General features: G+C 54.2%; 17 protein-coding genes. 14 read left to right on the plus strand and 3 right to left on the minus strand.

The genetic code is table 11. The annotated features are described in order from the left end of the window. Window positions 1-13 precede the first annotated feature (13 nt). The gene (locus tag NSS83_RS23965) at window positions 14-616 is read left to right on the plus strand and encodes a GNAT family protein (protein ID WP_341186957.1); all 603 of its coding nucleotides are present in this window, start codon (window positions 14-16) and stop codon (window positions 614-616) included. 502 nt (window positions 617-1,118) lie between these two features. On the opposite strand, the gene NSS83_RS23970 is transcribed toward NSS83_RS23965, so the two are convergent. Together NSS83_RS23970 and NSS83_RS23975 are read right to left on the minus strand one after the other, a co-directional pair. After that, the gene (locus NSS83_RS23970) at window positions 1,119-2,894 is read right to left on the minus strand and encodes an ABC transporter ATP-binding protein (RefSeq protein WP_341346647.1); all 1,776 of its coding nucleotides are present in this window, start codon (window positions 2,892-2,894) and stop codon (window positions 1,119-1,121) included. Then, complete coding sequence (locus NSS83_RS23975) at window positions 2,881-4,656, minus strand: ABC transporter ATP-binding protein (RefSeq protein WP_341186959.1); 1,776 nt, start codon at window positions 4,654-4,656, stop codon at window positions 2,881-2,883. The genes NSS83_RS23970 and NSS83_RS23975 overlap by 14 nt, the downstream gene beginning before the upstream one ends. Before the next feature lie 239 nt (window positions 4,657-4,895). On the opposite strand from NSS83_RS23975, the gene NSS83_RS23980 reads away from it, so the two are divergent. Next, entirely contained in the window at window positions 4,896-6,275 is a 1,380-nt protein-coding gene (locus NSS83_RS23980) for an amino acid permease (RefSeq protein ID WP_341346648.1), read from the plus strand. 286 nt (window positions 6,276-6,561) lie between these two features. On the opposite strand, the gene NSS83_RS23985 is transcribed toward NSS83_RS23980, so the two are convergent. Beyond that, complete coding sequence (locus tag NSS83_RS23985) at window positions 6,562-7,536, minus strand: DUF4003 family protein (RefSeq protein WP_341186961.1); 975 nt, start codon at window positions 7,534-7,536, stop codon at window positions 6,562-6,564. A 171-nt stretch (window positions 7,537-7,707) separates the two neighbouring features. Here NSS83_RS23985 and NSS83_RS23990 point away from each other — a divergent pair, with 171 nt between their 5' ends. The 12 genes from NSS83_RS23990 (at window position 7,708) to NSS83_RS24045 (ending at window position 24,508) form a co-directional block, all read left to right on the plus strand. Beyond that, window positions 7,708-10,107: an NdvB protein gene (locus NSS83_RS23990; RefSeq protein ID WP_341186962.1), complete on the plus strand. Its 2,400-nt coding sequence runs from the start codon at window positions 7,708-7,710 to the stop codon at window positions 10,105-10,107. Continuing rightward, entirely contained in the window at window positions 10,104-10,559 is a 456-nt protein-coding gene (locus NSS83_RS23995) for a putative immunity protein (protein WP_341346649.1), read from the plus strand. The genes NSS83_RS23990 and NSS83_RS23995 overlap by 4 nt, the downstream gene beginning before the upstream one ends. A gap of 43 nt (window positions 10,560-10,602) precedes the next feature. Then, window positions 10,603-11,442, plus strand: coding sequence for an aldo/keto reductase (locus tag NSS83_RS24000; protein WP_341186964.1), 840 nt, complete (start codon window positions 10,603-10,605; stop codon window positions 11,440-11,442). Window positions 11,443-11,605: 163 nt separating this feature from the next. After that, on the plus strand, window positions 11,606-12,502 hold the full coding sequence (locus tag NSS83_RS24005) for an SDR family oxidoreductase (protein ID WP_341346650.1): 897 nt from the start codon (window positions 11,606-11,608) through the stop codon (window positions 12,500-12,502). Window positions 12,503-13,170: 668 nt separating this feature from the next. Further along, window positions 13,171-13,872, plus strand: coding sequence for an ABC transporter ATP-binding protein (locus NSS83_RS24010; RefSeq protein ID WP_340756855.1), 702 nt, complete (start codon window positions 13,171-13,173; stop codon window positions 13,870-13,872). A 13-nt stretch (window positions 13,873-13,885) separates the two neighbouring features. Continuing rightward, window positions 13,886-16,444, plus strand: a complete 2,559-nt coding sequence (locus NSS83_RS24015) for an ABC transporter permease (protein WP_341188059.1) — start codon at window positions 13,886-13,888, stop codon at window positions 16,442-16,444. A gap of 596 nt (window positions 16,445-17,040) precedes the next feature. Next, on the plus strand, window positions 17,041-18,783 hold the full coding sequence (locus NSS83_RS24020; RefSeq protein ID WP_341186966.1) for an ABC transporter substrate-binding protein: 1,743 nt from the start codon (window positions 17,041-17,043) through the stop codon (window positions 18,781-18,783). 121 nt (window positions 18,784-18,904) lie between these two features. Then, on the plus strand, window positions 18,905-19,876 hold the full coding sequence (locus tag NSS83_RS24025) for an ABC transporter permease (RefSeq protein ID WP_036730648.1): 972 nt from the start codon (window positions 18,905-18,907) through the stop codon (window positions 19,874-19,876). 59 nt (window positions 19,877-19,935) lie between these two features. Further along, window positions 19,936-20,895: an ABC transporter permease gene (locus NSS83_RS24030; RefSeq protein ID WP_341188060.1), complete on the plus strand. Its 960-nt coding sequence runs from the start codon at window positions 19,936-19,938 to the stop codon at window positions 20,893-20,895. Next, window positions 20,862-21,878 carry an ABC transporter ATP-binding protein gene (locus NSS83_RS24035; protein WP_341186967.1) on the plus strand — a complete coding sequence of 339 codons (1,017 nt, stop codon included), beginning with the start codon at window positions 20,862-20,864 and terminating at the stop codon, window positions 21,876-21,878. The genes NSS83_RS24030 and NSS83_RS24035 overlap by 34 nt, the downstream gene beginning before the upstream one ends. Continuing rightward, window positions 21,875-22,900, plus strand: a complete 1,026-nt coding sequence (locus NSS83_RS24040) for an ABC transporter ATP-binding protein (RefSeq protein ID WP_341186968.1) — start codon at window positions 21,875-21,877, stop codon at window positions 22,898-22,900. Before NSS83_RS24035 ends, NSS83_RS24040 begins: the two co-directional genes overlap by 4 nt. Before the next feature lie 306 nt (window positions 22,901-23,206). Beyond that, window positions 23,207-24,508, plus strand: a complete 1,302-nt coding sequence (locus NSS83_RS24045; protein WP_341346651.1) for a hypothetical protein — start codon at window positions 23,207-23,209, stop codon at window positions 24,506-24,508. Window positions 24,509-24,540: the final 32 nt, after the last annotated feature.

A 24,540-nucleotide genomic window follows, 5' to 3' on the forward strand; every position in this document is an offset into this window, starting at 1 on the left:
GGGAGTGCCCCGGGTGAAGATGGAGATTGTATTTGACCAGTTCCCTGTCTTAAGATCAGAGGAGCTGGTGCTGGGCAAGATTGAGGAGCAGCATCTGGACGGGCTGTTCGAGATTTACAGCAATGACCATGTGTTCGAATATTGCGGGATTATCCCCAAGCACAATAAGACTACAGTCAAGAGCATGATCGGTCATTATGAGCGGGATTATGGCAAAAGATCGCGGATCAAGTGGGGCATCTTCGCTCCAGCGGACGATACGCACCTGCTCGGAATCATTGAAGCCTGCGACTTCAATCAGAGGGTTAATATGGTCACCATTGGCTACTTCCTTGCGGAAGCCCAGTGGGGGAGGGGCCTCGCCTCCAGGGCCGTTGAGCTGTTGACAGCATTTCTGTTCCAGCAGGCTCAGGTGAACCGGATTCAGGCGGAAGTGATGCTGAATAATGAGCCCTCCAAGAAGGTGCTGCTGAAGAACGGATACGTCAAGGAAGGAATGCTGCGGCAGGCGGCCCTCTGGTCCGGCAAGGGCGTGGTCGATCTGGAGATCTATAGTATGCTGAGGGAAGAGTATATGAAGGTTCTACAACCGGACCATGAGGCCCTTATTTTGTGAAAAAGACTGCTTTATCGCTCGTCCGCGGACTGAGGGGCCGTTATAAGGCCAGTTGGTGATGGAAATGAGGCAAGAGCGGCTAGTTAAGTGCATGTGAGTCCGCTTAGCCCGTGAAATGGTGCAATGTACAGGAATAGCGGCTCTCCAGTCCGCATGGATCGCAGCAGGAGTATTAGTATTGCTTAATTGCACGAAATTGAGAAAGCCAGTAACAGTAGTCTTAGGCGGTAACGGATCTTACGTGAGGGCGCAATCTTCACTGAAGATGTGCTGTACGGTCCAACTAAGCATGCCAAAAACCGCAGACAGGGGAGCCCCTGCTGCGGTTTTTGGCGATTCCTTAAAATATAAGAATCTAAATGTTTCACACGATAGATTATCCTTCTATTTCTCGCTGAAACGGTACCGTCCTTTAAAAGGACGGCAAAGCCGTTTCCACTTGTTTGAACCTATATAAATTGAACTACAAGTACAATCTATATAGCCTTACTTGCGTTGCACATCAGGCTTCCATCTTCTGCGCCGTATACAGCCGGTGGTACAGGCCGCGGCGGGCGATCAGCTCGTCATGGGAGCCGCTCTCGGCGATGCCCTTGTTCGAGACATACATGATCCGGTCGCAGTTCTTCACTGTAGACAGGCGGTGCGCGATGATGAACGAGGTCCGGCCCTTAAGCAGCTCATTCAGCCCCTTCTGGAGCAGACGCTCGGTCTGCGCATCGATGGAGGAGGTCGCTTCATCCAGGATGAGGATCCGCGGGTTGGCCAGCAGTGTTCTGGCGAACGAGATGAGCTGCCGCTGTCCCTGGGAGAGCTTGGAGCCGCGTTCGTTCACTTCGGTCTGGTAGCCCTGATCGAATTCGCGGATGAAGTCGTCCGCGCAGACCGCCTTCGCGGCGGCGATAACTTCCTCCTCGGTCGCATCCGGTCTGCCGTAGCGGATATTGTCCATAATGGTTCCCGAGAAAATAAAGCTGTCCTGCAGCATGATCCCCATCTGGCTGCGCAGCGATTTCAGCGTGATCTGCGAGATATCCTGCCCGTCGATCAGAATGCGTCCGCCGGTCAGGTTATAGAAGCGCGAGATCAGGTTGACGACGGTGGTCTTCCCCGCACCGGTCGGACCGACCAGAGCCACGCTCTCACCTGCTGCCACATCGAAGGAGATATTCTCCAGAATGTTGAGGCCCGGATCGTAGGCGAAGGTGACATCATCGAACGTCACCCGGCCCTCGACCGGCGGCAGCGCCTTCGCACCGGGGATATCGCTGACCGTCACCGGCTCATCCAGCGTCTCGAAGATCCGCTCCAGATAAGCCACCGCATTAATGAAGTTATTGTACAGGTTCGACAGGTTCAGGATCGGCTGCCAGAAGCGGGCCGCATAGCTGCTCATGGCGAGAATGACGCCCAGCGTCATATTTTGCGGGTCCAGCGTCAGCAGGCCGACCAGGAAGATCATAGCCGTAACAATGGTAGACAGGTTGTCGACACTGAACGGAATCAGAATGTTGTAACGCAGCGCCTTCATCCAGGCCGTGCGGAAGTTACCGGCCAGACGGGTGAAGATCCCTTCATTGCGCGTCTCCCGGGAGAACATCTGGGTAACACCGATGCCGCTGATGCTCTCCTGCAGATAAGCATTCAGGTTGGAGCTTTTGTTCGAGACGGCCTGCCAGGCCCGGCGCTGCCGGGTCTTGATCAGCAGCATGATGCCGAGGAACACCGGCAGTCCGGCCAGAATGATGAAGGAGAGCCGCACATCCACAGCGAACATGAACACCGCGATAAAGATCAGGTTCACAATCTCCAGAATGAAGTTGATAATTCCGTTCGATAACACATCGGAGACCGCATTGACATAGTTCACGACCCGGATCAGGATTTTGCCCTGCGGCCGGTCGTCGTAATATTTGAATGGCAGGTCCTGCAGATGCTTAAACAGATCTGTGCGGATATCGAAGATAATATCCTGACCCACACTTGTCATAATCCGCGAGCGGATGGTCGCCAGAATGACGCTGACCACAATCGTTGCCAGCATTAGCGCCGACCAGCCGGCCAATGCGCCCATATCTTTGGCGGGAATCGTCACATCCACCACATGCTGCATGATCAGCGGGGCCGACAGGGCAATCGCCGCCGACAATGCACTAAGCGCGAATGCAATCAGCATAGGCTTCTTTTTGCGTCTGATATAGACCATGGCCCGCCGGAAATGCTTGATATTGAACGGCGATTCCAGATTCTCATCGACATCGAATTTATTCCTGGCCAATCTCGGTCACCTGCCTTCCAATGCCCTCGTTCTGAAGCATGAATACATCATAGTAATAACCCCGCTTCGCCAGCAGCTCGGCGTGGGTCCCTTCCTCAATCAAGCGCCCGCCCTCCAGGATCAGAATGCGGTCAGCCTGGGCCGTAGTGGATACCCGCTGTGCGATGATGATCTTCGTGCAGGGATACTCCAGCTCCCGGAGGCTGCGCTGGATATGCTCCTCGGTCTCCAGATCGACCGCTGAGGTCGTATCATCCAGGATCAGAATCGGACGTTGGACCGCCAGGGCGCGGGCCAGCGCAATCCGCTGCTTTTGGCCCCCGGACAACCCGACACCGCGTTCCCCGACTACGGTATCGTAGCCTTCAGGCATTTTGACAATGAAATCATGGGCAGCGGCCAGAGCCGCGTAAGCCTGCGCATCCTCCTCAGGCAGATCGGGATCGCCGTAGGCAATGTTGCCGTCAATGGTATCGGAGAACAGCAGGACATCCTGCGTAGCCATCCCGATATTCCCGCGCAGCTCATCCAGCTCAAGCTCCCGGACATCTCTGTCGTCCACCAGCACACGCCCGCCAGCCACATCATAGAAGCGGGGAATGAGGTTGATAAGCGAGGTTTTGCCGGAGCCGGTGGCCCCCATAATCGCAATGGTCTCGCCGGGGGCGATCGTGAAGCTCACATCATCCAGCACGGTAGCGTTATCATATTTGAACCGGACATGGTCGAATTCAATCCGTCCCTCATAGCGGCGGTGCTCTACCGGATTGTGATCGTTGGCAATTGCCGGACGGGCGTAATAGATATCGACGATTTTGGATAAGCTGGCAAAGAAACGCTGGATATCATTAATAATAATCCCGATATTGCGCATCGGGTTCGAGACAGCCCAGATCAGCGAGGAGAACGCCGTGAACTCACCGAAGGTAATCCGGCCCTCCATCACATAGTAACCGCCGGCCAGCATCAGGACCACGTTGAAGCCTTGGGCGAACGACTCCAGATAAGGGAAGTAGTCGAGCCAGACGAGGGCCGCTTTTTTATTCGCCACCGCGTAGTTGACATTCTTCTCTGTGAACTTGGCAATCTCGAACTCCTCACGGGCAAAAGCCTTCACCACCCGGTTCCCGGAGATATTCTCCTGGGTCGTCGTATTAAGCTGGGACAGCCGTTCGCGCAGGTCGATGTACATCGGGCGCACTCGCTTGGCGAAGATAAAGGCCACTACAAAAATCGGCGGGGACAGGATCAGCATCCACAGCGTCAGCTTCACATCAATTGTGAGGAAATAAATGACGGCTGCCAGGAAAATCGTAAGCGATTCAATGATCGTTTTGAAAATCCACGCCATCGAGTGGCGGACCATATCCAGATCCCCCGTCATTTTGGTCATCAGGTCCCCGGTGCGGTTGCGGTCATAATATTCCCGGTCCTGGCCCTGAATCTTGTTGTACAGATAAATCCGGATATTGTACATCATATTCTGTGAAGAAATTTCGTACTGCATGGTCGTAAAGTATGCCAGCCCTGTACGGAGCAGAGAGAAGCCGATCATGCCCAGGCACAGTGCAATAAGCAGTCCGCGTCCTGTAGCAAGATTCTCTCCTGCGTGGTCACCGGCAATGAACGTATCGACGATGCGCTGGCTGATGTAGGGGTTCACAATCGTAAGACTTGAGCCCACCACCGAGAGGCAGAGCGCCACGATATACCGCGCCCGGTTGCCCTCCAGGTTCTGCCACAGCCATTTGATTTCAAACATCTGATCACCTGTTTCCTGTTGTCTTGTGATAAACAAAGTGATTATAACACTATGAACCAAAATGTATAGGTTCTGGGGCAATTTATTGTTACAAATGGTGAAACTTTCTGCTGGAGTAATCCAGTAATTCTGCATTGCGTTAATGTAGATCACAGCTTACAATGATGCTTACATATTAAGATAGATTGCGTGGAGTACATGTGAGGTGTACAGGTGTACATATGAGGAGGAGCATTTCGTTGGAATCCAAAGAGTTAACCAGAGGACTTAAGCCGCGGCATATCGAGCTGATCGCACTGGGCGGCACGATTGGCGTGGGATTATTCATGGGCTCGGCAAGTACGATTAAGTGGGCGGGGCCTTCCGTGCTGCTTGCGTATCTTTTGGCAGGAATCATTATGTTTTTTGTGATGCGGATTATGGGGGAGATGCTGGTGATGGAGCCGGTGACCGGTTCTTTTGCCACGTTTGCCCACAAATATATCAGCCCGCTGGCCGGCTTCCTGACCGCCTGGAGCTATTGGTTCCTGTGGGTGACAGTCGGAATGGCGGAGGTTACGGCAATTGGTATCTATGTCGGGTACTGGTTCCCGGATATCCCGCAGTGGATTCCGGCGCTGATCGGGGTGGGCATCATTGCGGCAGCCAATCTGGCGGCGGTGAAGCTGTACGGGGAGTTTGAATTCTGGTTTGCGATGATCAAGGTGGTTGCCATTGTTGTGATGCTGGTGATCGGCACCGGGGTGATTTTTTTCGGTCTCGGGAATGGCGGGCAGCCGCTAGGTCTGTCCAATCTGTATAGCCATGGCGGTTTTTTTGCCGGAGGATTGAAGGGATTTCTGTTCGCGCTCTGCATTGTCACGGCGGCCTATCAGGGGATTGAACTGGTGGGGATTACGGCAGGGGAAGCCGAGAATCCGAAGCAAACGCTGCGCAAAGCGATCAAGAATATCATCTGGCGCATTCTGATTTTCTACGTGGGGGCCATCTTCATCATTGTGACCATCTATCCGTGGAATGAGATCGGCGAGATCGGCAGTCCGTTCGTGTTGACCTTCGCCAAGGTGGGGATTGTCGCTGCGGCTGGCATTATCAACTTCGTGGTGCTGACAGCGGCGATGTCGGGCTGCAACAGCGGAATCTACAGTGCGGGAAGAATGCTCTACACGCTGGCCCAGAACGGACAGGCTCCGAAGTTCTTCGGCAGAGTCTCTGCCAGCGGAGTGCCCCGGAACAGCATTATTACCACGATCTCCCTGCTGCTGGTAGGCGTATTGTTAAACTATCTGATGCCGGACTCCAAGCTGTTTCTCTATATTTACAGTGCCAGCGTGCTTCCGGGAATGATTCCGTGGTTCGCCCTGGCCTTCAGCCAGTTCAGATTCAGAGAGCGATGGGCAGGCGAGATGGCAGTCCATCCGTTCAAGTCCCGCTTTTTCCCGGTCAGTAACTACATTATCATTATCTTCCTGTCGCTGGTCATCATCGGCATGTGGTTCAACCCGGATACCCATCTGTCGCTGATCGTCGGCGCGTCGTTCCTGGCTGTTGTTGTGGCGGGGTACTATGCGTTTGGGATCGGCAGACGCCGGATGCCCGGGGATGGGGAGGAAGTGTAGGGTTGTTGCGGAAGGGTGGCAGGCAAGCGGCCGCAGCTATCTAACATAACAACAAGTGGAAAAACGTCATCTAATTATAACAAAATCGTTGTTTGGCGAATTGTAGTTGGAAATTATACACCTAATCCAGCCGGATATAGGTAACATCGCAGATATGGGCAGAGTTAAGTGTCATAAATCCAACTAATTTCCGTCACACGGGAGATCGCTGGTTAACAAGTGCCTGAAATCCAACTAAAAGGCTTCCGAAGCAATTACGCTCCGGAGGCCTTTTGCATGTCACTTCCTAAGAAGAAGCTGCCGCAGCAGCAGAGGCTGCAGCTACAGCAATCGCTGTCTGCTGGGCAATGATGATGTTGGTCAGGCTGGTAGATAGGGTAGATTCAATAATACCGTTTCTCACATCGACTATATATTGATAGGAGACGAGTGCGGCAGACAGCAGGAGCAGCTCCTGCTTGTTGATGGACCAGCCGCCGAAGCCCTTTTGCGGGCGCAGAAATTCATAGGTGTCTGAGACATCGCTTACCAGTTGCTGCTGTTCGTATGGGATCAGGGACAGGATGCCAAGGGACGAGAGCGTATACTCCTTATCCAGCCGGATATCCCTTGCCCGGAACGCCTCGCGCAGGCTAAGCACCCGGCTTGTGAGATCCTCTCCGCCTAGCACCAGCACCTGTGTCAGCGCCTGAACACTATTGCCGGAGAAGAATTCGGGCTTAAGCGTAGCATAGAGCTGCTCCAGCTGCTCCAGCCCTTGCTCTACAGGGATATCGGAGAGTCCGAGCATGGCAGCGAAGATATAGTCATCCCGCCCGGTGAGGAAACGGTGCTTCGACCGCATCCCCTCGTAGAAGGCTTGGGTGCGGTCTATGGCTGCGGCATATTGATCGTACGGGGTATGGGCAGCGATCTGATAGGCGGCAATGACCAGGTAGTCGGAGGCCCGGAATTTGCGTTCCTTGAGCAGGTCATATACAGCCAGCGTAGCTGCAAGCTGCTGTTCCGGCTGGGGGGACAGGGAGAGCAGCGCAGCAATACAGATGGCAGAGGTTCCCCGGAAGGACGAGAAGCCCCGGGTGTTATCCTTGACCATCTCATGATACATGCGGATTGCCTGCACATTGGCGGTCTTGTCCTCCACGGCGTAGAGCAAGGCTGCCAGCCGGTTCACAGAGGCATTTTGCCAGGGGAATTCCTGTTTAATCTGCTGGGCGTTGGTTACGAATAATTCAAGTCTGGCTATGTACGATTGCTTCATCTCATGCACCTCTCATCTAGTGGTAGGGAATCTGGGTATATTCTACTATAAAAACCAAAACGATGAAATTGAAACTCTTCCATTAGACTTGCCCCCAAACCTATGAGAGCGTATTCTTGAATAAAGTATACTAGAATGATGGATATTTATTCCGGAAAGAGAGGCACGAGAATGATCAGAGCATCTGAAGATAATGAATATTATGAGCTGTCCAGTCCCACCATTCTCCCCAAGGCTTCGGGGTTCCTGTGGAATGAGCAGATGATGATTCATATGAACTGCCGGGGATATGCGGTAGCCCAGTTTATGCAGCCCGAGCCTGCGAAGTATTCCTATGCGCCGAATCTGGAGGCCAAGACGTTCATGCAGCCGGAGCAGCCTTATTATGCCCACCACCCCGGACGCTTCGTCTATGTTAAGGATGAGGAGAACGGGGAGCTGTTCTCTGCCCCTTATGAGCCTGTCCGCAACCCTCCGGATCATTACACTTTTGCGGTAGGTAAACATAATATTGTATGGACCATCGAGAAGAACGGGATCGCTATAGAGATGACGTTAAGCCTGCCTAAAGATGACCCGATGGAGCTGTGGCGGGTGAAGGTGACCAATCTGTCCGACGCTCCCCGCAAGATCAGCATCTATCCCTACTTCACCATCGGCTACATGTCATGGATGAATCAGTCGGGCGAGTATAAGGAAGCTTTGCAGGGAATCGTGGCTACAGCGGTCACGCCTTATCAGAAATATCAGGATTATGCCAAAATCAAGCATCTGAAGGACAAAACCTTCCTGCTCGCCGACCATGCCCCGGACTCCTGGGAAGTGAATCAGGAAGCCTTCGAGGGCGAAGGAGGAATAGGCTCGCCGTCAGCGCTTAAGAGTCAGCGGCTGGCGCAAGGCGAAGCCCGTTATGAGACCCCGGTTGCCGCCCTTCAATACAGTATGGACCTGGCTGCGGGGGAAGAGCGTGAATACCGCTTCATCTTCGGCCCGGCCCGGAGTGAGCAGAGAATCGCGGAGATCCGCCGGAGGCTGTTTCTGGATACCGATACGGCAGGCGAGGACGGATTCGTGCGCGCTGAGCGGGAATATGCGCAGTACATTGCGGAAGGCAGAGGGAGCATTGAGATTTCCACGCCGGATGCGGACCTCGACAATCTGGTCAACCACTGGCTGCCCCGGCAGATGTATTATCACGGTCAGACCAACCGCCTGACCACCGACCCGCAGACCCGGAATTATCTGCAGGATAATATGGGTATGAGCTACCTTAAGCCGCAGACGGCAAGAAAAGCGTTCCTGACGGCCTTAAGCCAGCAGGAGGCCAGCGGAGCGATGCCGGATGGCATTATTTTGCATGAAGCGGCTGAACTGAAATATATCAATCAGGTTCCGCATACGGATCATTGTGTCTGGCTCCCGATTTGCCTTAGTACCTATCTGGATGAGACGGATGATTACAGCATTCTGGATGAGGAAGTATCGTATGCGGGCGGGCTGGAGACAGGACCTGTGCATGAACATATCGACCGGGCGGTGCAGTGGCTGCTCCATGAGCGGGATGAGCGCGGCCTGAATTATATCAATCAGGGAGACTGGTGCGACCCGATGAATATGGTAGGGTACAAGGGACAAGGCGTGTCCGGATGGCTGACCATCGCTACCGCGTATGCATGTATGGTCTGGGCGGATATTTGCGAGCGGAGCGGCCGTACGGATATCGCCAAGACCTTCCGCCATGCGGCGGAGGAGACGAATGCGCTCGTCAATCAGTACTTCTGGGATGGCGAGTGGTATTCGCGGGGGATTACCGATGACAATGTGGTATTCGGCATCAGCAGCGATCCGGAAGGCCGGATCTTCATTAATCCCCAGGGCTGGGCGCTGCTCAGCGGTGCGGCCGATGAGGAGAAGCGGGCGAAGCTGATGAAGTCGGTCCATGAACAGCTGGAGACCCCGTATGGAGTGGAAAAGCTCGCCCCGTCCTATACCGCCATGCGCGAGGATGTGGGCCGGGTCACCCAGAAGCATCCGGGGACAGCCGAGAACGGTGCAGTCTACAACCATGCCGCTGCCTTCTATATTTATGGCTTGTATGCAGTGGGTGAGCAGGATCATGCGTACCGTCTGCTGCGCAAAATGCTCCCCGGGCCTGATATCGGGGATATCATCCGGCGGGGCCAGCTGCCGGTATTCATCCCTAACTATTACCGGGGCGCTTACAAGCAGTTCCCGCAGACCGCCGGACGCTCCAGCCACCTGTTCAACACCGGAACCGTTCCCTGGGTGTACCGTTGCCTGATCGATGGGCTATTCGGCCTGCAAGGCTGCCGGGAAGGCCTCCAGGTGAAGCCGCAGCTTCCGTCCGGCTGGCAGGATGCAACCGTGAAGCGCAGCTTCAGAGGGGCTGAGCTGCAGATTGAGATGAAGTGTGAGTCTGATGTAGCGGCAATCGAAGTCTATCTGGACGGCCAGCTTGTGCAAGACGGTGTTCTGAAGGAACTGAAACCGGGTAAGCAATATCATGTGCGGGTTAAGATTCCGGCAGAGGCTGCTGGAGGAGTAGAGTGAAGGCCAAACTGGCCGCTGACGGGCTGGATGAATCCATCGCCGCACTGGCCGCCACAAGTCAGCACGAAGTATTGGCTGCCTGGGCCGGGGACTGTGCAGAACGGGTACTGCCTTATGTGGAGGCGGCATCCCCGGAAGAGAAGCGGCCCCGGCAGGCAGTAGAAGCCGGACGCGCCTGGGTGCGCAGGGAGCTGAAGATGACCGCTGCACGGCAAGCTGCGTTCGCGGCCCACTCGGCTGCGCGTGAGGTAAGTCCGGCAGCGGCCTGCGCGGCTTGCCGCGCTGCGGGTCATGCAGCGGCTACCGCCCATGTAGCCACCCATGCGGTGCATGCCGCCACTTATGCGGTTAAGGCGGTGTACAAAGCAGCCGGACCCGACCTGGCCGCTTCTGCCGTGATGCAGGAGCGCGAATGGCAGTACCGGCATTTGATCCGTCTGAATGAGGAATAACGAAGCATGAGATCGATGATCTTCACACAGGAGGCTCTTAAACATGACAAATCATATTCCGGAAATACTGCTGAATGATGGAAGGAAGGCACCTGCAATTGGCTTTGGAACTGCGCGGATCAGAGGCGCTGAGGGTGTGGAAAGTGTGAAGACAGCGCTGGATTTAGGCTATCGTCTGATCGATTCCGCATTCAACTATGAGAATGAGGGGGTTGTCGGAGAGGCGGTGCGGCAGAGCGGCATAGCCAGAGACCAGCTGTTCATTACCTCCAAGCTGCCCGGACGCCATCACAAGTATGAGGAAGCAGTCAAGACCATTGAGGAATCGCTGTACCGGGCAGGGCTGGATTATTATGATCTGTATCTGATCCACTGGCCGAATCCCAAGGTGAACCTGTATGTGGAAGCGTGGCAGGCACTGATTGATGCGCGGGCAAAAGGGCTGATCCGTTCGATCGGAGTCAGCAATTTCCTGCCGGAGCATCTGGAGCGCCTGATCACGGAGACGGGTGTGGTGCCGAGTATGAACCAGATTGAGCTGCATCCCTTCTATAATCAGGCAGAGCAGCGCGCATATCATGAGAAGCACGGAATCATTACTGAATCCTGGAGTCCGCTGGGACGCGGCGAGGATCTGCTGAAGAATGAACAGCTCCAGACCCTTGCCTCTGCTCGTGGCAAGTCCGTCTCACAGATTGTTCTGCGCTGGCATGTGCAGCTGGGAGCCGTTCCGATTCCAAGGTCGCAGTCGGAGGCGCATCAGCGGGAGAATATAGATATCTTCGGCTTCGAATTGTCGGAGGAAGAGATGAAGATGATCTCGGACATTCCGACCACCGGCCCGCTGTGGGAGCAGGACCCGGCCGTGTACGAAGAGTTCTGATTCATTAAATGATATACAGTGGCGGCCCCTTGCTCTTTTGGCAGGGGGCTTTTATTTTTGTGGCTGCACTCATACATAATTCGTTTAAGAAAAAGGGAAGCTGGTTACATAGAAAGAGTCAGAAGCCTACACAATCAGAAGCGAACAGAGGAGGAATATTATCATGAGTAATCAATATAAGATTCAAGATCCTGTGCAGCAATATGAAAAGGCTACACCTGAATTCCAGCAGCAGCAGCCCAGCCCCGGCCTGGAGACGAAGATGCATCCGCGTCCAGATGACGGGGCGGGTACCTACAAAGGCAGCGGAAAACTCAACGGACGAAAGGCTGTTATTACGGGAGCGGACAGCGGAATCGGGCGGGCGGTAGCGATTGCTTTTGCCCGTGAAGGCGCGGATGTGGTGCTGGCCTACCTGCCGGAGGAAGAAGCTGACGCGAAGGAAGTGGTTAAGCTTGTCGAGGAAGCCGGACGCAAGGCGGTGGCCCTGCCGGGTGATCTGAAGGACGAGAAGTACTGCGAGCAGTTGATTGCCAAGGCCGTAGAGGAGCTGGGCGGGATTGATATCCTGGCTAACATTGCCGGTAAGCAGCAGTTCGTGAAGGACATCGCAGATCTGACCACAGAGCAGTTCGATGCTACCTTCAAGACGAATGTCTACTCGCTGTTCTGGCTCTGCAAAGCAGCGGTGAAGCATATGAAGCCGGGCAGCACGATCATCAACACCTCATCCATTCAGGCCTATGAGCCTTCTGAGATTCTGCTGGATTATGCTACAACGAAGAGTGCGATCAACACCTTCAGCAAAGCGTTCGCCCAGCAGGTCGCACCTAAGGGAATCCGGGTGAACGTTGTCGCACCGGGACCGGTATGGACTCCGCTTCAGGTAAGCGGCGGACAGCCGGAGGAAGTCCTGAAGGAGTTCGGAGCCAAGACTCCGCTGGGACGCCCCGGCCAACCGGCTGAAATGGCCCCGGCTTATGTATTCCTGGCCAGCCAGGAATCAAGCTATGTCAGCGGCGAGACCCTGAATGCTAACGGCGGAATGCCGACACCATAAATAAGGCTGAGTAACAACATCGGGCAAGAACATCGGGTAAAAACCTCCGTCAGGAGGTTTTTTGCTGTGAGGGGAATACTTGCTGGCAGCCGGGGCCGCATGAATTCAGCGGGGACTTAGCTGCCGTGGCAGCCGGAGGATGAAGCTTCATTCTTTTGAGGGAGAAATGGGCTTGGAGAAGAGACTGGCAGGCAGATCAGCAGGAATTAGTTGGATGAATGGCATTTGCTAATTAAGGTTGGGTCTAATAACAGACAACAGTTGGAAAAAAGCCACTTAAATCCGCCCGTTTCATCTAAAATAGCAAAATTGACCTGATTAGATGCTGTTTTTCCACTTGCTTCCGGAAATATATCGGTAATCCGGGAATTAAGATACGTTTTTCCATTTGCTTACTCTTGCTGCGCCCCGCCTGTTTTGCTCCGGGGTCCTTCCGCTTGCTCCTCTTACTCGCAGGTGCTCCGCGTCCTTCCACTTGCTCCACGTACTCGCACGTGCTCCGCGTACGTGCCGCGAAGCGGCAGTTTTCCTTTTCCGCCGGGAGGAGCAATGCGTGATGCCTCCACTTTTGCAATCATAGGGGGTTCATATGCTACACTGGAGTAATTGAATCGTATCTGCCAGTTCTGGTGCATTAGCGGTTTGTGAAGAAGACAGGAGGAGACGGCATGGCATTCGTAACGGTGAAGGACGAATATAAGCGCTATAAGATGGGGGAGACCCTGATTGTCGCCAATGACGGCATAGAGTTCGAGATTGAAAAGGGTGAATTTGCTGTAATAGTAGGGCCCAGCGGGGCGGGAAAATCAACGGTGCTTAACATACTGGGCGGCATGGATTCCGCCGACGAAGGCCAGGTCATTGTGGACGGTACTGACATCGCACGTTTCAGCGCCAAGGAATTGACCGGCTACCGCCGTAATGACGTGGGTTTCGTGTTTCAGTTCTATAATCTGGTCCCTAATCTGACCACCCTGGAGAATGTCGAGCTGGCTTCGCAGATCTCGCCCAGGGCGCTCGATGCCCGGAAGGTGCTGGAGGATGTGGGCCTTGGCGCGCGGCTGAATAACTTCCCGGCCCAGCTCTCGGGCGGGGAGCAGCAGCGCGTGGCTATTGCCAGAGCACTGGCGAAGCAGCCGAAGCTGCTGCTCTGTGATGAGCCGACAGGTGCGCTCGATTACAACACCGGTAAGCAGGTGCTTAAGCTGCTGCAGGATACCTGCCGCGACACCGGCACAACGGTGATTGTGATCACGCATAATCTGGCGATTGCTCCGATGGCCGACCGGGTCATTGAGATCAACAACGCCAAGGTACGGAAAATGGTGAAGAATCCAGCACCGGTATCCGTGGAAGATATCGAATGGTAAGGAGCCGGAAATGATGAAGAAACGGGCACTATGGAAGGATGTTTTTCGGGAGATCGGCCGCACCAAGGCAAGGTTCCTCTCGATCTTTGCGATTATTATGCTGGGGGTCAGCTTCTTCTCCGGGATCAAGTCGGCCGGGCCGGATATGCTGGACACCGCAGCAACGTATTATAAGGATCTGCGGCTGATGGATCTGAGGGTCCAGTCCACTTATGGCCTGTCGGAGCAAGGGATTGAGCAGCTGCGGGGCATACCTGGAGTGCAGACGGTTCAGCCTGTATACAGCTCTGATGTCTTTCTTGGCGACAGCGGGCTGATTGCCAAGGTCTATTCATATACAGACAAGAATGAACTGAACGGCTACAAGCTCACCGCCGGGCATCTCCCGGCAGCCTCCGGAGAGATTGTACTGGATGAACACCTGCGCGAACAGGAGAAATTCAAGCTTGGCGATTCCATTATCTTCGGCGGAGAGGCCGGAGAGAAGCCCGAACAGAGTTTCCGGACCAAGACCTATACTGTAGTAGGCTTCGCGCAGAGTCCGCAGTATATTGAGACCGCGAACCGCGGAACCAGCCGCATCGGCAAAGGGACCCTTGATGCGTTCGCCGTCATCCCGGAAGGGGATTTCACACTTCCGGTATATACGGAGGCCTATCTCAGCTTCAAGGATACGGCTGCGGAGACGGCCTATACTCCGGCCTACGACACGTTGGTTGAGCGCCACCTCACAGAGACAGAGGTAGCGCTGAAGGATTACCCGGCACAGCGCCTGGAAGAGCTGAAGGAGGAGGCGGTAGCGGCGGCCAAGCAGGCTGCGGCTCAGCGGGGGACGCAACAGCAGCCGCAACAACAACAGGCAGCATCCGCGGCACAGAGCCAGCCGGAGCTGCCCAAGGTATATGTGGCTGATCGCACGATTAACCCGGGATACGCCGAATACAAGGATAATGCGGACCGTTTGTCCGCGATTGCGTCGGCTTTTCCGGTATTCTTTTTCCTGATCGCAGCACTTGTCAGCTTAACGACAATGACCCGCATGGTGGAGGAGCAGCGGCTCCAGATCGGGACGTTGAAAGCACTCGGATACGGCGCTATGGACATTATGACCAAGTTTCTGGTATACGGAACACTCGCCAGCCTTGCGGCATCTATTACGGGTCTGGCGGTCGGCTTCACGTTCTTCCCGGACCTTATCTATAATGCTTACAGCTCGCTCTATAACCTGCCTGATGTGATCAAGAGCTTCTACCCTTCTTACGCTGTTATTTCCATCATCGTGGCGCTGGTCTGTACAACGATGACGGCGATGATTGCTTCCCGGGTGGAGCTGCGGAGTAGCGCCTCTGTGCTGATGCGGCCCAAGGCACCGAAGAGCGGGCAGCGTATCCTGCTGGAGCGCTTCACCTTCCTGTGGAGAAGGCTCAGCTTCGTGCAAAAGGTCACGGCCCGCAACCTGTTCCGCTACAAGCAGCGGATGTTCATGACCGTTATCGGGGTGGCAGGCTGTACCGCGCTGATCCTGACCGGCTTTGGGCTGAAGGATTCCATCGGCAGCATCGCTGAACGGCAGTTCGGCGGGATTATGAAATACAGCGCCCTGGTAGCTCTGCATGATAATGCAACTCCTGCAGATCAAGCTTCCTATATGGAGCTGATTGAACAGGAGACTGCAGTTACAGGCACGCTGAATGTGCTGCAGGAGGCTATGACGGCCCGGGCCAAAGGCGTGAACGACCAGGAAGTGCGGATCTTTGTTCCCTCAGATACAGCTGCACTGGCGTCTTTCGTTAATCTTAAGGACCGCAGCAGCGGTAAGCCGAGAGTACTCAGTGACGAGGGCGCGGTCATTACTGAGAAGCTGGCTAAGCTGTATGATGTTGCTCCAGGGGATACGTTGACGCTTCTGGACAGCAACAATGAGCCATTGCAGGTCAAGGTAGCGGCGGTCACTGAGAACTATGTACTGCATTATGTATACATGACCCCGGATTACTACACGGAGGTGTTCGGCAAGGAGCCGGTCTATAATACTCAATTATTGAATTACAGCGGCAAGGATAAAGCGTGGGAGAGCGCCTTCGGGGAGAAGCTGACTGCGAATGGACAGGTGGCCTTGGTCAGCTTTTCCAGCGGTGTGGGAGAAGCCTTCGAGGAAACTATGGACAGTATGGATATCGTCATGGTGGTGCTGATTGTCTCTGCTGCCGCGCTGGCCTTCGTAGTTCTGTACAACTTGACCAATATTAACGTGTCCGAGCGGGTCCGCGAGTTGTCTACGATTAAGGTGCTCGGCTTCTATGATAAGGAAGTCACACTCTATATTTACCGGGAAAATATTCTGTTAACGCTGCTCGGCATCTTGTCCGGCAGTGCCCTGGGTGTGATCCTGCACCGGTTCGTCCTGTCGACCGCAGAGCTGGATGCCACCATGTTCGCTCCGCTCATCAAGTGGCAGAGCTATATCTATGCAGCGCTGCTGACATTACTATTCTCAGGGATCGTAATGGCTTTCATGCATATCAAGCTCAAGCGGATTCATATGATTGAAGCGCTGAAGTCGGTAGAGTAGTTCAGTCACGACTTTGTCAAAAAATAAAAAAGCATCAGCATTACAAGGAAGGATAATGAGCCGAGGGCAGAGGGCGCCCGGAGCCTTGTTCTTCTTTTTTTTGTGCCTGGAAAGGGCCGGGTAGCCAGAGGATTAGCGCTGAATCCTACGGAAATATGATGAATCGTGTCGAAAAACCGCAAAAATGATAAGAAAGTGTCATAAAAACTAACCCGATTAAACTCATTTAAATAATAAGTAAAAGGTTTTTTTACAGTTATTCCAAGATACATTGGAAGTAAATGTTTCCATAGCAAAAAAGTAAGATTTCATAGCGATAAATAAATATATTGACGTAAGATATATTCACATGTAATATAAACCATAATTTATGAGGGAAGTTGTAAGGCTTCCCGCCGGGAAAGTTGTCCCTGACCCTAATTGACCTGCGGTCTATTCATCGCATTCCTTCCATATATATTAGGTGTGATGTTATATCACATGTAATGCGAAGACGGTCATTAGTGGTCTTAGGCGGATAACGATCCGGAGCATCCCAGTCTCCCGAGAAGCTTTGAAGAGCAGGAACAAGCACTTAACTAAGGAGGAGTAAAGGAATGGCGAAAAAGAGAAAATGGTGGTCAGGTTTACTAGTCTTATCGTTGGTAGGGGTTCTATTCACAGGTTGCAGTACGAATAACACTGCGGGTTCTTCAACAAATGCGCCTGCAGCCACTACAGCTCCGGCAGAGAGTGCGGCTCCTGAGGCTACGGAAGCACCTGCGGCTGACGCGCCTGTTGACGGCGGAACACTAGTTACAAGCTCATTCTCCGATATTGTTAATATTAATCCCCTCTTAGTTAATGACACCGCGTCTGGTGATGTGGCCCAGTTCGTCTTCGCCAAGCTGTACAACCTGGACCGTGAAGGCAATGTACAGGCCGAGGATTGGTCGCTGGCTGCCGCGCTGCCGGAGATCTCTGAAGATGGCTTGACCTATACTGTGAAGCTGAAGGATACCGCCAAATGGAGTGACGGCCAGCCCGTCGTTGCAGATGATGTAATCTATACCATTGAAACGGCCAAGAATAAAGAGACAGGCTCGCCCCTGATCAGCCAATATGACAAGGTGAAGACCGTGGAGAAGGTCGATGACCACACGGTGAAATTCACAATGTCCCAGATTTACGCCCCATTCCTGTACGCCCTCGTTCAGGAGATTGTTCCGGCCCATGTCCTGAAGGATGTGAAGCCGACCGAAATGCAGAAGAACCCCTTCGGTACTGATCCGGCCAAGACCGTTACAAGCGGACCGTGGAAGTGGACAGCCTGGAAGCAAGGCGAGAGTCATACCATGGATGCTGATCCGAACTACTGGGGAACCGTGAAGCCTCATATCGCTCAGGTGATCTATAAGATCTATGCCGACCAGAACACTGAGGTTCAGGCCATTATGAAGGGTGACACAGACCATATCAGTGCGATTCCTGTAACCCAGGTAGAAGCAGTCAAGGCTGACGGCAAGATTGATATCATCCAGAAGCCGGGCGCGCAATATGAATATGTAATGTTCAACTTCGACGGCAAGAACTTCCCGGATAACTACGGTCTGTTCGCCGGACAGAAGACCAGACAGGCGATTGCCCATGCCCTGAACCGTCAGGGGATGGTGGACAATATCCTGAAGGGCATAGGCGCCCTGATGAATGCTCCGTTCCTGCCGGATACCTGGGCTGATCCGGGCGATGCAGCTGTGAACTATGATTACAATGCTGAGACGGCCAAGAAGCTCCTGGCTGAGGACGGATGGGTTGCCGGCAAGGATGGCATTCTTACCAAAGACGGACACCGGTTCTCCTTCGAGCTTCAATATAACGCCGGCAACAGCCGCCGTGAGCAGGTTGCCTCGGTTATTCAGCAGAACCTGAAGGATGTCGGCATTGAAGTGAAACCGAAGGCGATTGACTTCGCTGCCTGGATCGACCAGAACGTTACGCCGGGTAAATTCCAGGCGCTGCTGCTGGCATGGTCCCTGAATACACCAGACCCGGATGCAGAGAGCATTTTCTCCTCCAAGTACTTCCCGCCGGCTGGACAGAACAGCGGCTGGTATAAGAATGAGAAGCTGGATAAGCTGTGGGTAGACGGATATTCTACGGTAGATCAGGCTAAGCGCAAAGAAATCTACAAAGAAGTAGGTAAGGAAATCTCGACCGACCTTCCTTATGTCTTCCTGTATCAGTATGGTCAGGCGATCGGAACAGGACCTAGAGTGCACTGGGCAGAGGAGGATGCTCCAGAGCCGTCACTGGGCTATGGACAGTTCTTCCACGCTATCAAATGGTGGGTAACCGAGTAACGTACCGACTAACTGAATAGACTTGCGGGAGGTGAAAGAGAATTCTCTTTCACCTCCCCCTTTTGTATAAATGGGGGGCCTTCCGTAATCTATCGCCTTACCATCTCTAGGAGGATAGCCAATGACAGAATACCTGATACGTAGAGTGCTTCAATCGGTACTGGTCATCTTTCTGATTACCATACTAACCTTTCTTCTCATCCATGCGGCTCCGGGAGGACCCACACAAGTGATGCTGGCCCCGGGCTTGACTCCCGAAATCTTCGAGCAGCAGGCCAAGAATCTGGGTCTGGATCAGCCGATTCATATCCAGTACATCCACTGGATCGGCGACCTGCTGCAAGGGGATCTGGGATATACCTTCAAGAACCATATTGCGATCTCGGACCTGCTCTGGCCGCGTATCGGCAATACCATAATCCTGATGGGGGCGGCTTGGCTGGTATCCCTGCTGATCGCAATCCCCTGGGGAATCTACAATAGTACCAAAGTCTATGGTTTATCGGATCAGACGGCTTCGTTCATTTCCTATCTGGGCTTCGCCATGCCGACCTTCTGGTTCGGGATTCTATTGCAGCAGTGGCTGTCGCTCAAGCTGGACTGGTTCCCATTGTCGGATATGCATACAAGAGGCAAGGAAGACAGTATAGCTGATTTATTCATGCATCTGGTGCTGCCGGTAACTGTGCTGGCACTTGGTTTCCTGGCTTCTTATATGAAGTATGCGCGGGCCAGTATGCTGGAGGTGCTGGATCAGGATTATATCCGGACGGCACGGGCCAAAGGCGTCAAGGAACGCAAGGTGGTCTTCCGCCATGCCCTGCGCAATGCACTAATTCCAATTATTACGATACTAGGTCTTGATCTTCCGATCCTGGTGGGAGGGGCCGCACTAACAGAGAATGTATTCAACTGGCCGGGAATGGGCCGTTGGTTCGTAGAGATGGCCACTGCACGCGAATATTCGGCACTGATGGCGGTGACTATCGTCACGGCTGTGATGGTCGTCATTGGCAATCTTCTGGCAGATATACTGTATGTCGTAGTTGATCCCCGGGTGAAGCTCGGCAAGCAAGGGGGGAAGGCAGCATGAGTACAGATAATACAGAGCTTAACAAAGGGAAGGTCTCCAAGCCGCTGGGAACGCCGGATATGAGTCCGATGCCGGGCGGGACCGACCCGGAAATTCCGGTGGTGGATATGGATAGACCTCCCGGCCCGTGGAGAGTGCTGTGGAAGAAGTTTTCACGCAATCCTTTTGCCATGGGCGGCTTGGCCGTCCTGCTTATCTTTGTGCTGCTGGCGATCTTCGCACCGTTTCTGACTTCCTATGGGCCGGAGAAGATTGATCTGATGTTCGCCAACCTGAAGCCGGGGGCGGAGGGGCATCCACTCGGCACCGACGAGCTGGGCCGCGATATTCTCAGCAGACTGCTGTACAGTGCGCGGATCTCGCTGCTTATCGGTTTCTCTGTTGCCTTTGTATCCGTACTGGTCGGATCGGTGGTCGGTGCGATCTCAGGTTACTTCGGAGGATTCGTGGATACGGTATTCATGCGGATTGTTGACGTCATGAACTCCGTGCCGTCCCTCTTCCTGAATATCCTGGTGATGGCGCTGTTCGGAACACAGATTAAATTCATGATCCTGATTCTGGCGTTCACGAGTTGGATGAGTATTGCCCGGCTGGTCCGGGGAACCTTCCTGCAGCTGCGGGAAATGCAGTATGTGGAGGCGGCCAGAGCAATCGGGGTATCCAGCTGGGGAATCATTTTCCGGCATCTGCTCCGCAATGCAAGCTTCCCGATCATTGTTAATGCCACGTTGATGGTCGGCGGCGCGATTCTCAGTGAATCCGCATTGTCCTATCTGGGGCTTGGTATCCAGGCTCCGGCTACGAGCTGGGGGCTGATGCTTAGCAACGCGCAGGAGTTCATGCTGATTGATCCGATGCAGGCGGTATATCCGGGCTTTTGCATCCTGATGGTGGTGCTGGCGGTTAACTTTATCGGCGACGGCATCCGGGATGCCCTTGATCCCAGACAGCAAGTGACCAAATCCCGGAGGAGGCTGGAACAATGGCGCAAAAACTACTCGAAATCCGGAAGCTAACCGCCGGCTTCGCGACAGAGAAGGGGCTGCTCAAAGCAACTGACGGCATCTCCCTTACGGTGAATAAAGGTCAGACGGTCTGTATTGTAGGCGAATCCGGCAGCGGCAAAAGTGTCACCTCGCTGGCGATCATGCGCCTGATCGATTATGCGGGCGGTATGATCCTGGATGGACAGATTGACTTCCATGGACAGGATCTGGGGGTGAAGAGCCAGGAGGAGATGCGGGAAATCCGCGGCAACCAGATCGCTATGATCTTCCAGGACCCGATGTCTTCGCTCAATCCGGTCTTCACCATAGGCGAGCAGATCGCTGAGAGTCTGCGGCTGCATCAGAATAAGAAGGATGCAGAAGCGCTGAAGCTGGCGGTAGATCTAATAAGATTGGTGGGCATACCCGCACCGGAGATCCGTGCGAAGCAGTACCCGCATGAGCTGTCCGGCGGGATGTGCCAGCGCGTAGTCATTGCGATTGCACTGGCCTGTAACCCCGAACTGCTGATTGCCGATGAGCCGACCACCGCGCTTGATGTTACTGTGCAGGCGCAGATACTGGATCTGCTGCGCAAGCTTCAGTCGGAGCTTGGCATGTCCATCCTGCTGATTACCCACGACATGGGGGTGGCCGCTGAGATGGCGGACCGAATTGCTGTCATGTATGCGGGTGCTATCGTGGAAGAGGGCGGTGTGGAAGAGATCTTCGACCATCCCAGCCATCCTTATACGATAGGTCTGCTCCAGTCAATTCCGGGGTTCGAAGGCGGACGGGGAGGCGAGCTCTATACGATCAGCGGAACAATTCCGCCGATCGGACAGCTGCCTGCGGGCTGCCGCTTCCACCCGCGCTGTCCGCATGCGATGGAGATCTGCCGGAACCAGGAGCCGCCGGATTTCCTGATCTCTGATGAACACCGGGCCGCTTGCTGGCTGTTCAAGGATAAGCCGGTTTCAGCGGATACCAGCAGGGAGGCGAAGCGCGCATGATGAACAAGACATTGTCCAAGCCGGACCGTAAAGTAGCAGTCTCCTCGGAAGTGCTGGTGGAGGTTAAGGATATTAAGAAGTATTTTCCGATCACCAAGGGCCTGCTTAACCGGACCGTCGGGCAGGTGAAGGCGGTAGATGGAGTCAATCTGGCGATCCGCCAAGGTGAAACGTTCGGGCTGGTCGGGGAATCCGGCTGCGGCAAATCAACCTTCGGACGGGTTCTCCTCCGGCTGCAAAGTGCGACCGGGGGGCAGGTGTTATTCAAGGGCCAGGATATCCATTCGCTGGGTTCGCGTGACATGCGGAAGCTGCGGGAAGAGATGCAGATCATTTTCCAGGACCCGTTCGGGTCGCTCAATCCGCGCTTTCTCGTCAAGGATATTATCGGCGAACCGCTGCGCATTCACTGGAAGATGTCCGGCAAGGAGATCGATGCCCGGGTGGTGGAGCTGATGGAGCTGGTGGGTCTGGATGCCAGCCGCCGGAACCGCTACCCGCATGAATTCTCCGGGGGACAACGCCAGCGCATTGGCATCGCCCGGGCGATTGCACTGAATCCGCAGTTTATTGTGGCCGATGAGGCCGTGTCTGCGCTGGACGTATCCGTGCAATCCCAGGTCATTAACCTGCTGATGAAGCTGCAGAAGGAACTGGGCCTAACCTTTCTGTTCATCGCACATGGTCTTAACGTAGTCCGGCATATTTCTGACCGCGTTGGGGTCATGTACCTGGGCAAGCTGGTGGAGGTGGGAGAGACGGAAGAGCTGTTCGCGGCTCCGCTGCATCCGTATACTGCCGCCCTGCTCTCGGCTATTCCCAAGCCTACGCCAAGGCGCAAGCAGGAGCGTATTATGCTGGAGGGGGATGTGCCCTCGCCGGCCAATCCGCCCTCCGGCTGCCGGTTCCATACCCGCTGCCCGTTCGTTCAGGACAAATGCCGCTTAGTGGAGCCGCTGCTGGAAGAGGTCCTGCCGGGCCGTCCGGTAGCTTGTCATTTCCCGTTGCTTCCCAAATCCTGATTAAGGATTACCCTATGCTGTACCGAAGAGGAACGCTGCTGAAATCTTACGCAGTGTTCCTTTTTTCGATTTTGGGGCCCCGCAAAGTACCTGAGTCATCACCTACGCTAAAGTCCCGCTTTGTGGGGTTATTTTGTAAGGCCGACTCAAACTAATCATTGTGCTACAGGCATTTCTATAAGAAAATGAGAAAAAGACAACGCAAAGTTTGCGGAACCGGAGGCTATGGTGAAAAAGGTCAATACAGCAATTTCAGCGCTCTTTATACTTGTTATGATATTAGCTGTCTGGGTATGGGCTGTGTCCGTGCATACCTGGACCCTGGCGGGGACCTTGGCTTCGCTGCTCTGTCTGGCCCTGTTTATCTGGACGGGCCTGCGGGCCATACCCGCTATAACCGGATACATTATGAGCCCAGGCGCACTGCGGACGGTGAATATGGACGACTCGCCGGAGGAACGGCAGCGGACCTGGTTGAAGATTGTACTGTGGGTGATATTCAGCCGGGTGCTGCTGATCCTTGCGGCTTATGTAATCTGGGTGCTTCGGGAGGGAGGCTCCGGCAGCCTGTTCTCCCGCTTCATTGAGATGTGGCATATCCGCGGAATTGATGCGATGTCCTATCTGGGGATTGCCGAGCGGTGGTATGTGACGGAAGGGGACCCCAGATTTCATATTGTATTTCTGCCGTTCTTCCCCGTTATGATCAAGCTGGCGCAGTTCTTCACGGGAAATTATATGGCTGCCGGATTTGTTGTAGCCAATCTCTGCACGCTTGTTGCGGCGTTGTTCGCTTATGAACTGGCCCGGCTGGATATGGGGCGCAGGAATGCCCTGCGGTTAGTGAAGTACATCTTCATCTTTCCGTCGGCCTTCTTTTTCTTCCTTCCCATGACGGAGGCGCTGTTCCTGCTGCTCTCCCTGATGGCGCTGTATTTTGTGCGCAAAAAGCGCTGGCTGCTTGGCTGCCTCTGCGCGGCGCTGGCCGGATTCACCCGTTCCCCGGGGGTTCTGCTGGCCGTGCCGATTGCCGTGGAATTTGCCCGGGAGCTGGCTGCTGGCTACAGGTCAATGGACCGGAAGGCTTTTACGAATAAGCTGATCTTGGCTGTCCTCTCCCTGGTGAGCGTCTCGTTCGGTCTGCTGGCTTATCTCTACATCAATTACAATGTGACGGGCAACGCGTTCCAGTTCAGTATTTATCAGCGGGAGCACTGGTCGCAGCGGTTCTACTTCTTTTTCGATACCGTGAGATATCAGATGGAGTATGCGGTGAATACCTTCAAGGATGCCGATTACCGGTCGTTCCTGGGACTATGGCTGCCGAATTTGTGCGCAATCTTCCTGGCTCTCTTCATGATGCTCCGCAGTGCGAAGAAGCTTAATCCCGCTTATATGGCGTACATGATCGCCTATTTCGTCTATGTGGTGGCCCCGACTTGGCTGCTGTCTGCTCCGCGTTATTTCGCTGTAGCTTTTCCGCTGGCCTTCGCCGCTGTGCTATTGACGGAAGATAAGAAGTGGAAGGATATCCTGCTCACGACGCTATTTATTGCGGGGGGTCTCCTGTATCTGGCGGTGTTTGTATCCGGTTATCCGGTATATTAGTGTGTACTAGAAATTACAGAAACGATGGTGGC

The sequence above is a fragment of the Paenibacillus sp. FSL H3-0469 genome (assembly GCF_038051945.1).
Lineage (GTDB): Bacteria > Bacillota > Bacilli > Paenibacillales > Paenibacillaceae > Paenibacillus_AQ.

What these genes read in the sequence shown, in the direction of transcription:
- NSS83_RS23975 (WP_341186959.1), bottom strand. Translation starts at nt 4,656, where the DNA reads ATGTTTGAAATCAAATGGCTGTGGCAGAACCTGGAGGGCAACCGGGCG.
- NSS83_RS23985 (WP_341186961.1), bottom strand. Translation starts at nt 7,536, where the DNA reads ATGAAGCAATCGTACATAGCCAGACTTGAATTATTCGTAACCAACGCC.
- NSS83_RS23990 (WP_341186962.1), top strand. Translation starts at nt 7,708, where the DNA reads ATGATCAGAGCATCTGAAGATAATGAATATTATGAGCTGTCCAGTCCC.
- NSS83_RS24000 (WP_341186964.1), top strand. Translation starts at nt 10,603, where the DNA reads ATGACAAATCATATTCCGGAAATACTGCTGAATGATGGAAGGAAGGCA.
- NSS83_RS24005 (WP_341346650.1), top strand. Translation starts at nt 11,606, where the DNA reads ATGAGTAATCAATATAAGATTCAAGATCCTGTGCAGCAATATGAAAAG.
- NSS83_RS24010 (WP_340756855.1), top strand. Translation starts at nt 13,171, where the DNA reads ATGGCATTCGTAACGGTGAAGGACGAATATAAGCGCTATAAGATGGGG.
- NSS83_RS24015 (WP_341188059.1), top strand. Translation starts at nt 13,886, where the DNA reads ATGAAGAAACGGGCACTATGGAAGGATGTTTTTCGGGAGATCGGCCGC.
- NSS83_RS24020 (WP_341186966.1), top strand. Translation starts at nt 17,041, where the DNA reads ATGGCGAAAAAGAGAAAATGGTGGTCAGGTTTACTAGTCTTATCGTTG.
- NSS83_RS24025 (WP_036730648.1), top strand. Translation starts at nt 18,905, where the DNA reads ATGACAGAATACCTGATACGTAGAGTGCTTCAATCGGTACTGGTCATC.
- NSS83_RS24030 (WP_341188060.1), top strand. Translation starts at nt 19,936, where the DNA reads ATGAGTCCGATGCCGGGCGGGACCGACCCGGAAATTCCGGTGGTGGAT.
- NSS83_RS24035 (WP_341186967.1), top strand. Translation starts at nt 20,862, where the DNA reads ATGGCGCAAAAACTACTCGAAATCCGGAAGCTAACCGCCGGCTTCGCG.
- NSS83_RS24040 (WP_341186968.1), top strand. Translation starts at nt 21,875, where the DNA reads ATGATGAACAAGACATTGTCCAAGCCGGACCGTAAAGTAGCAGTCTCC.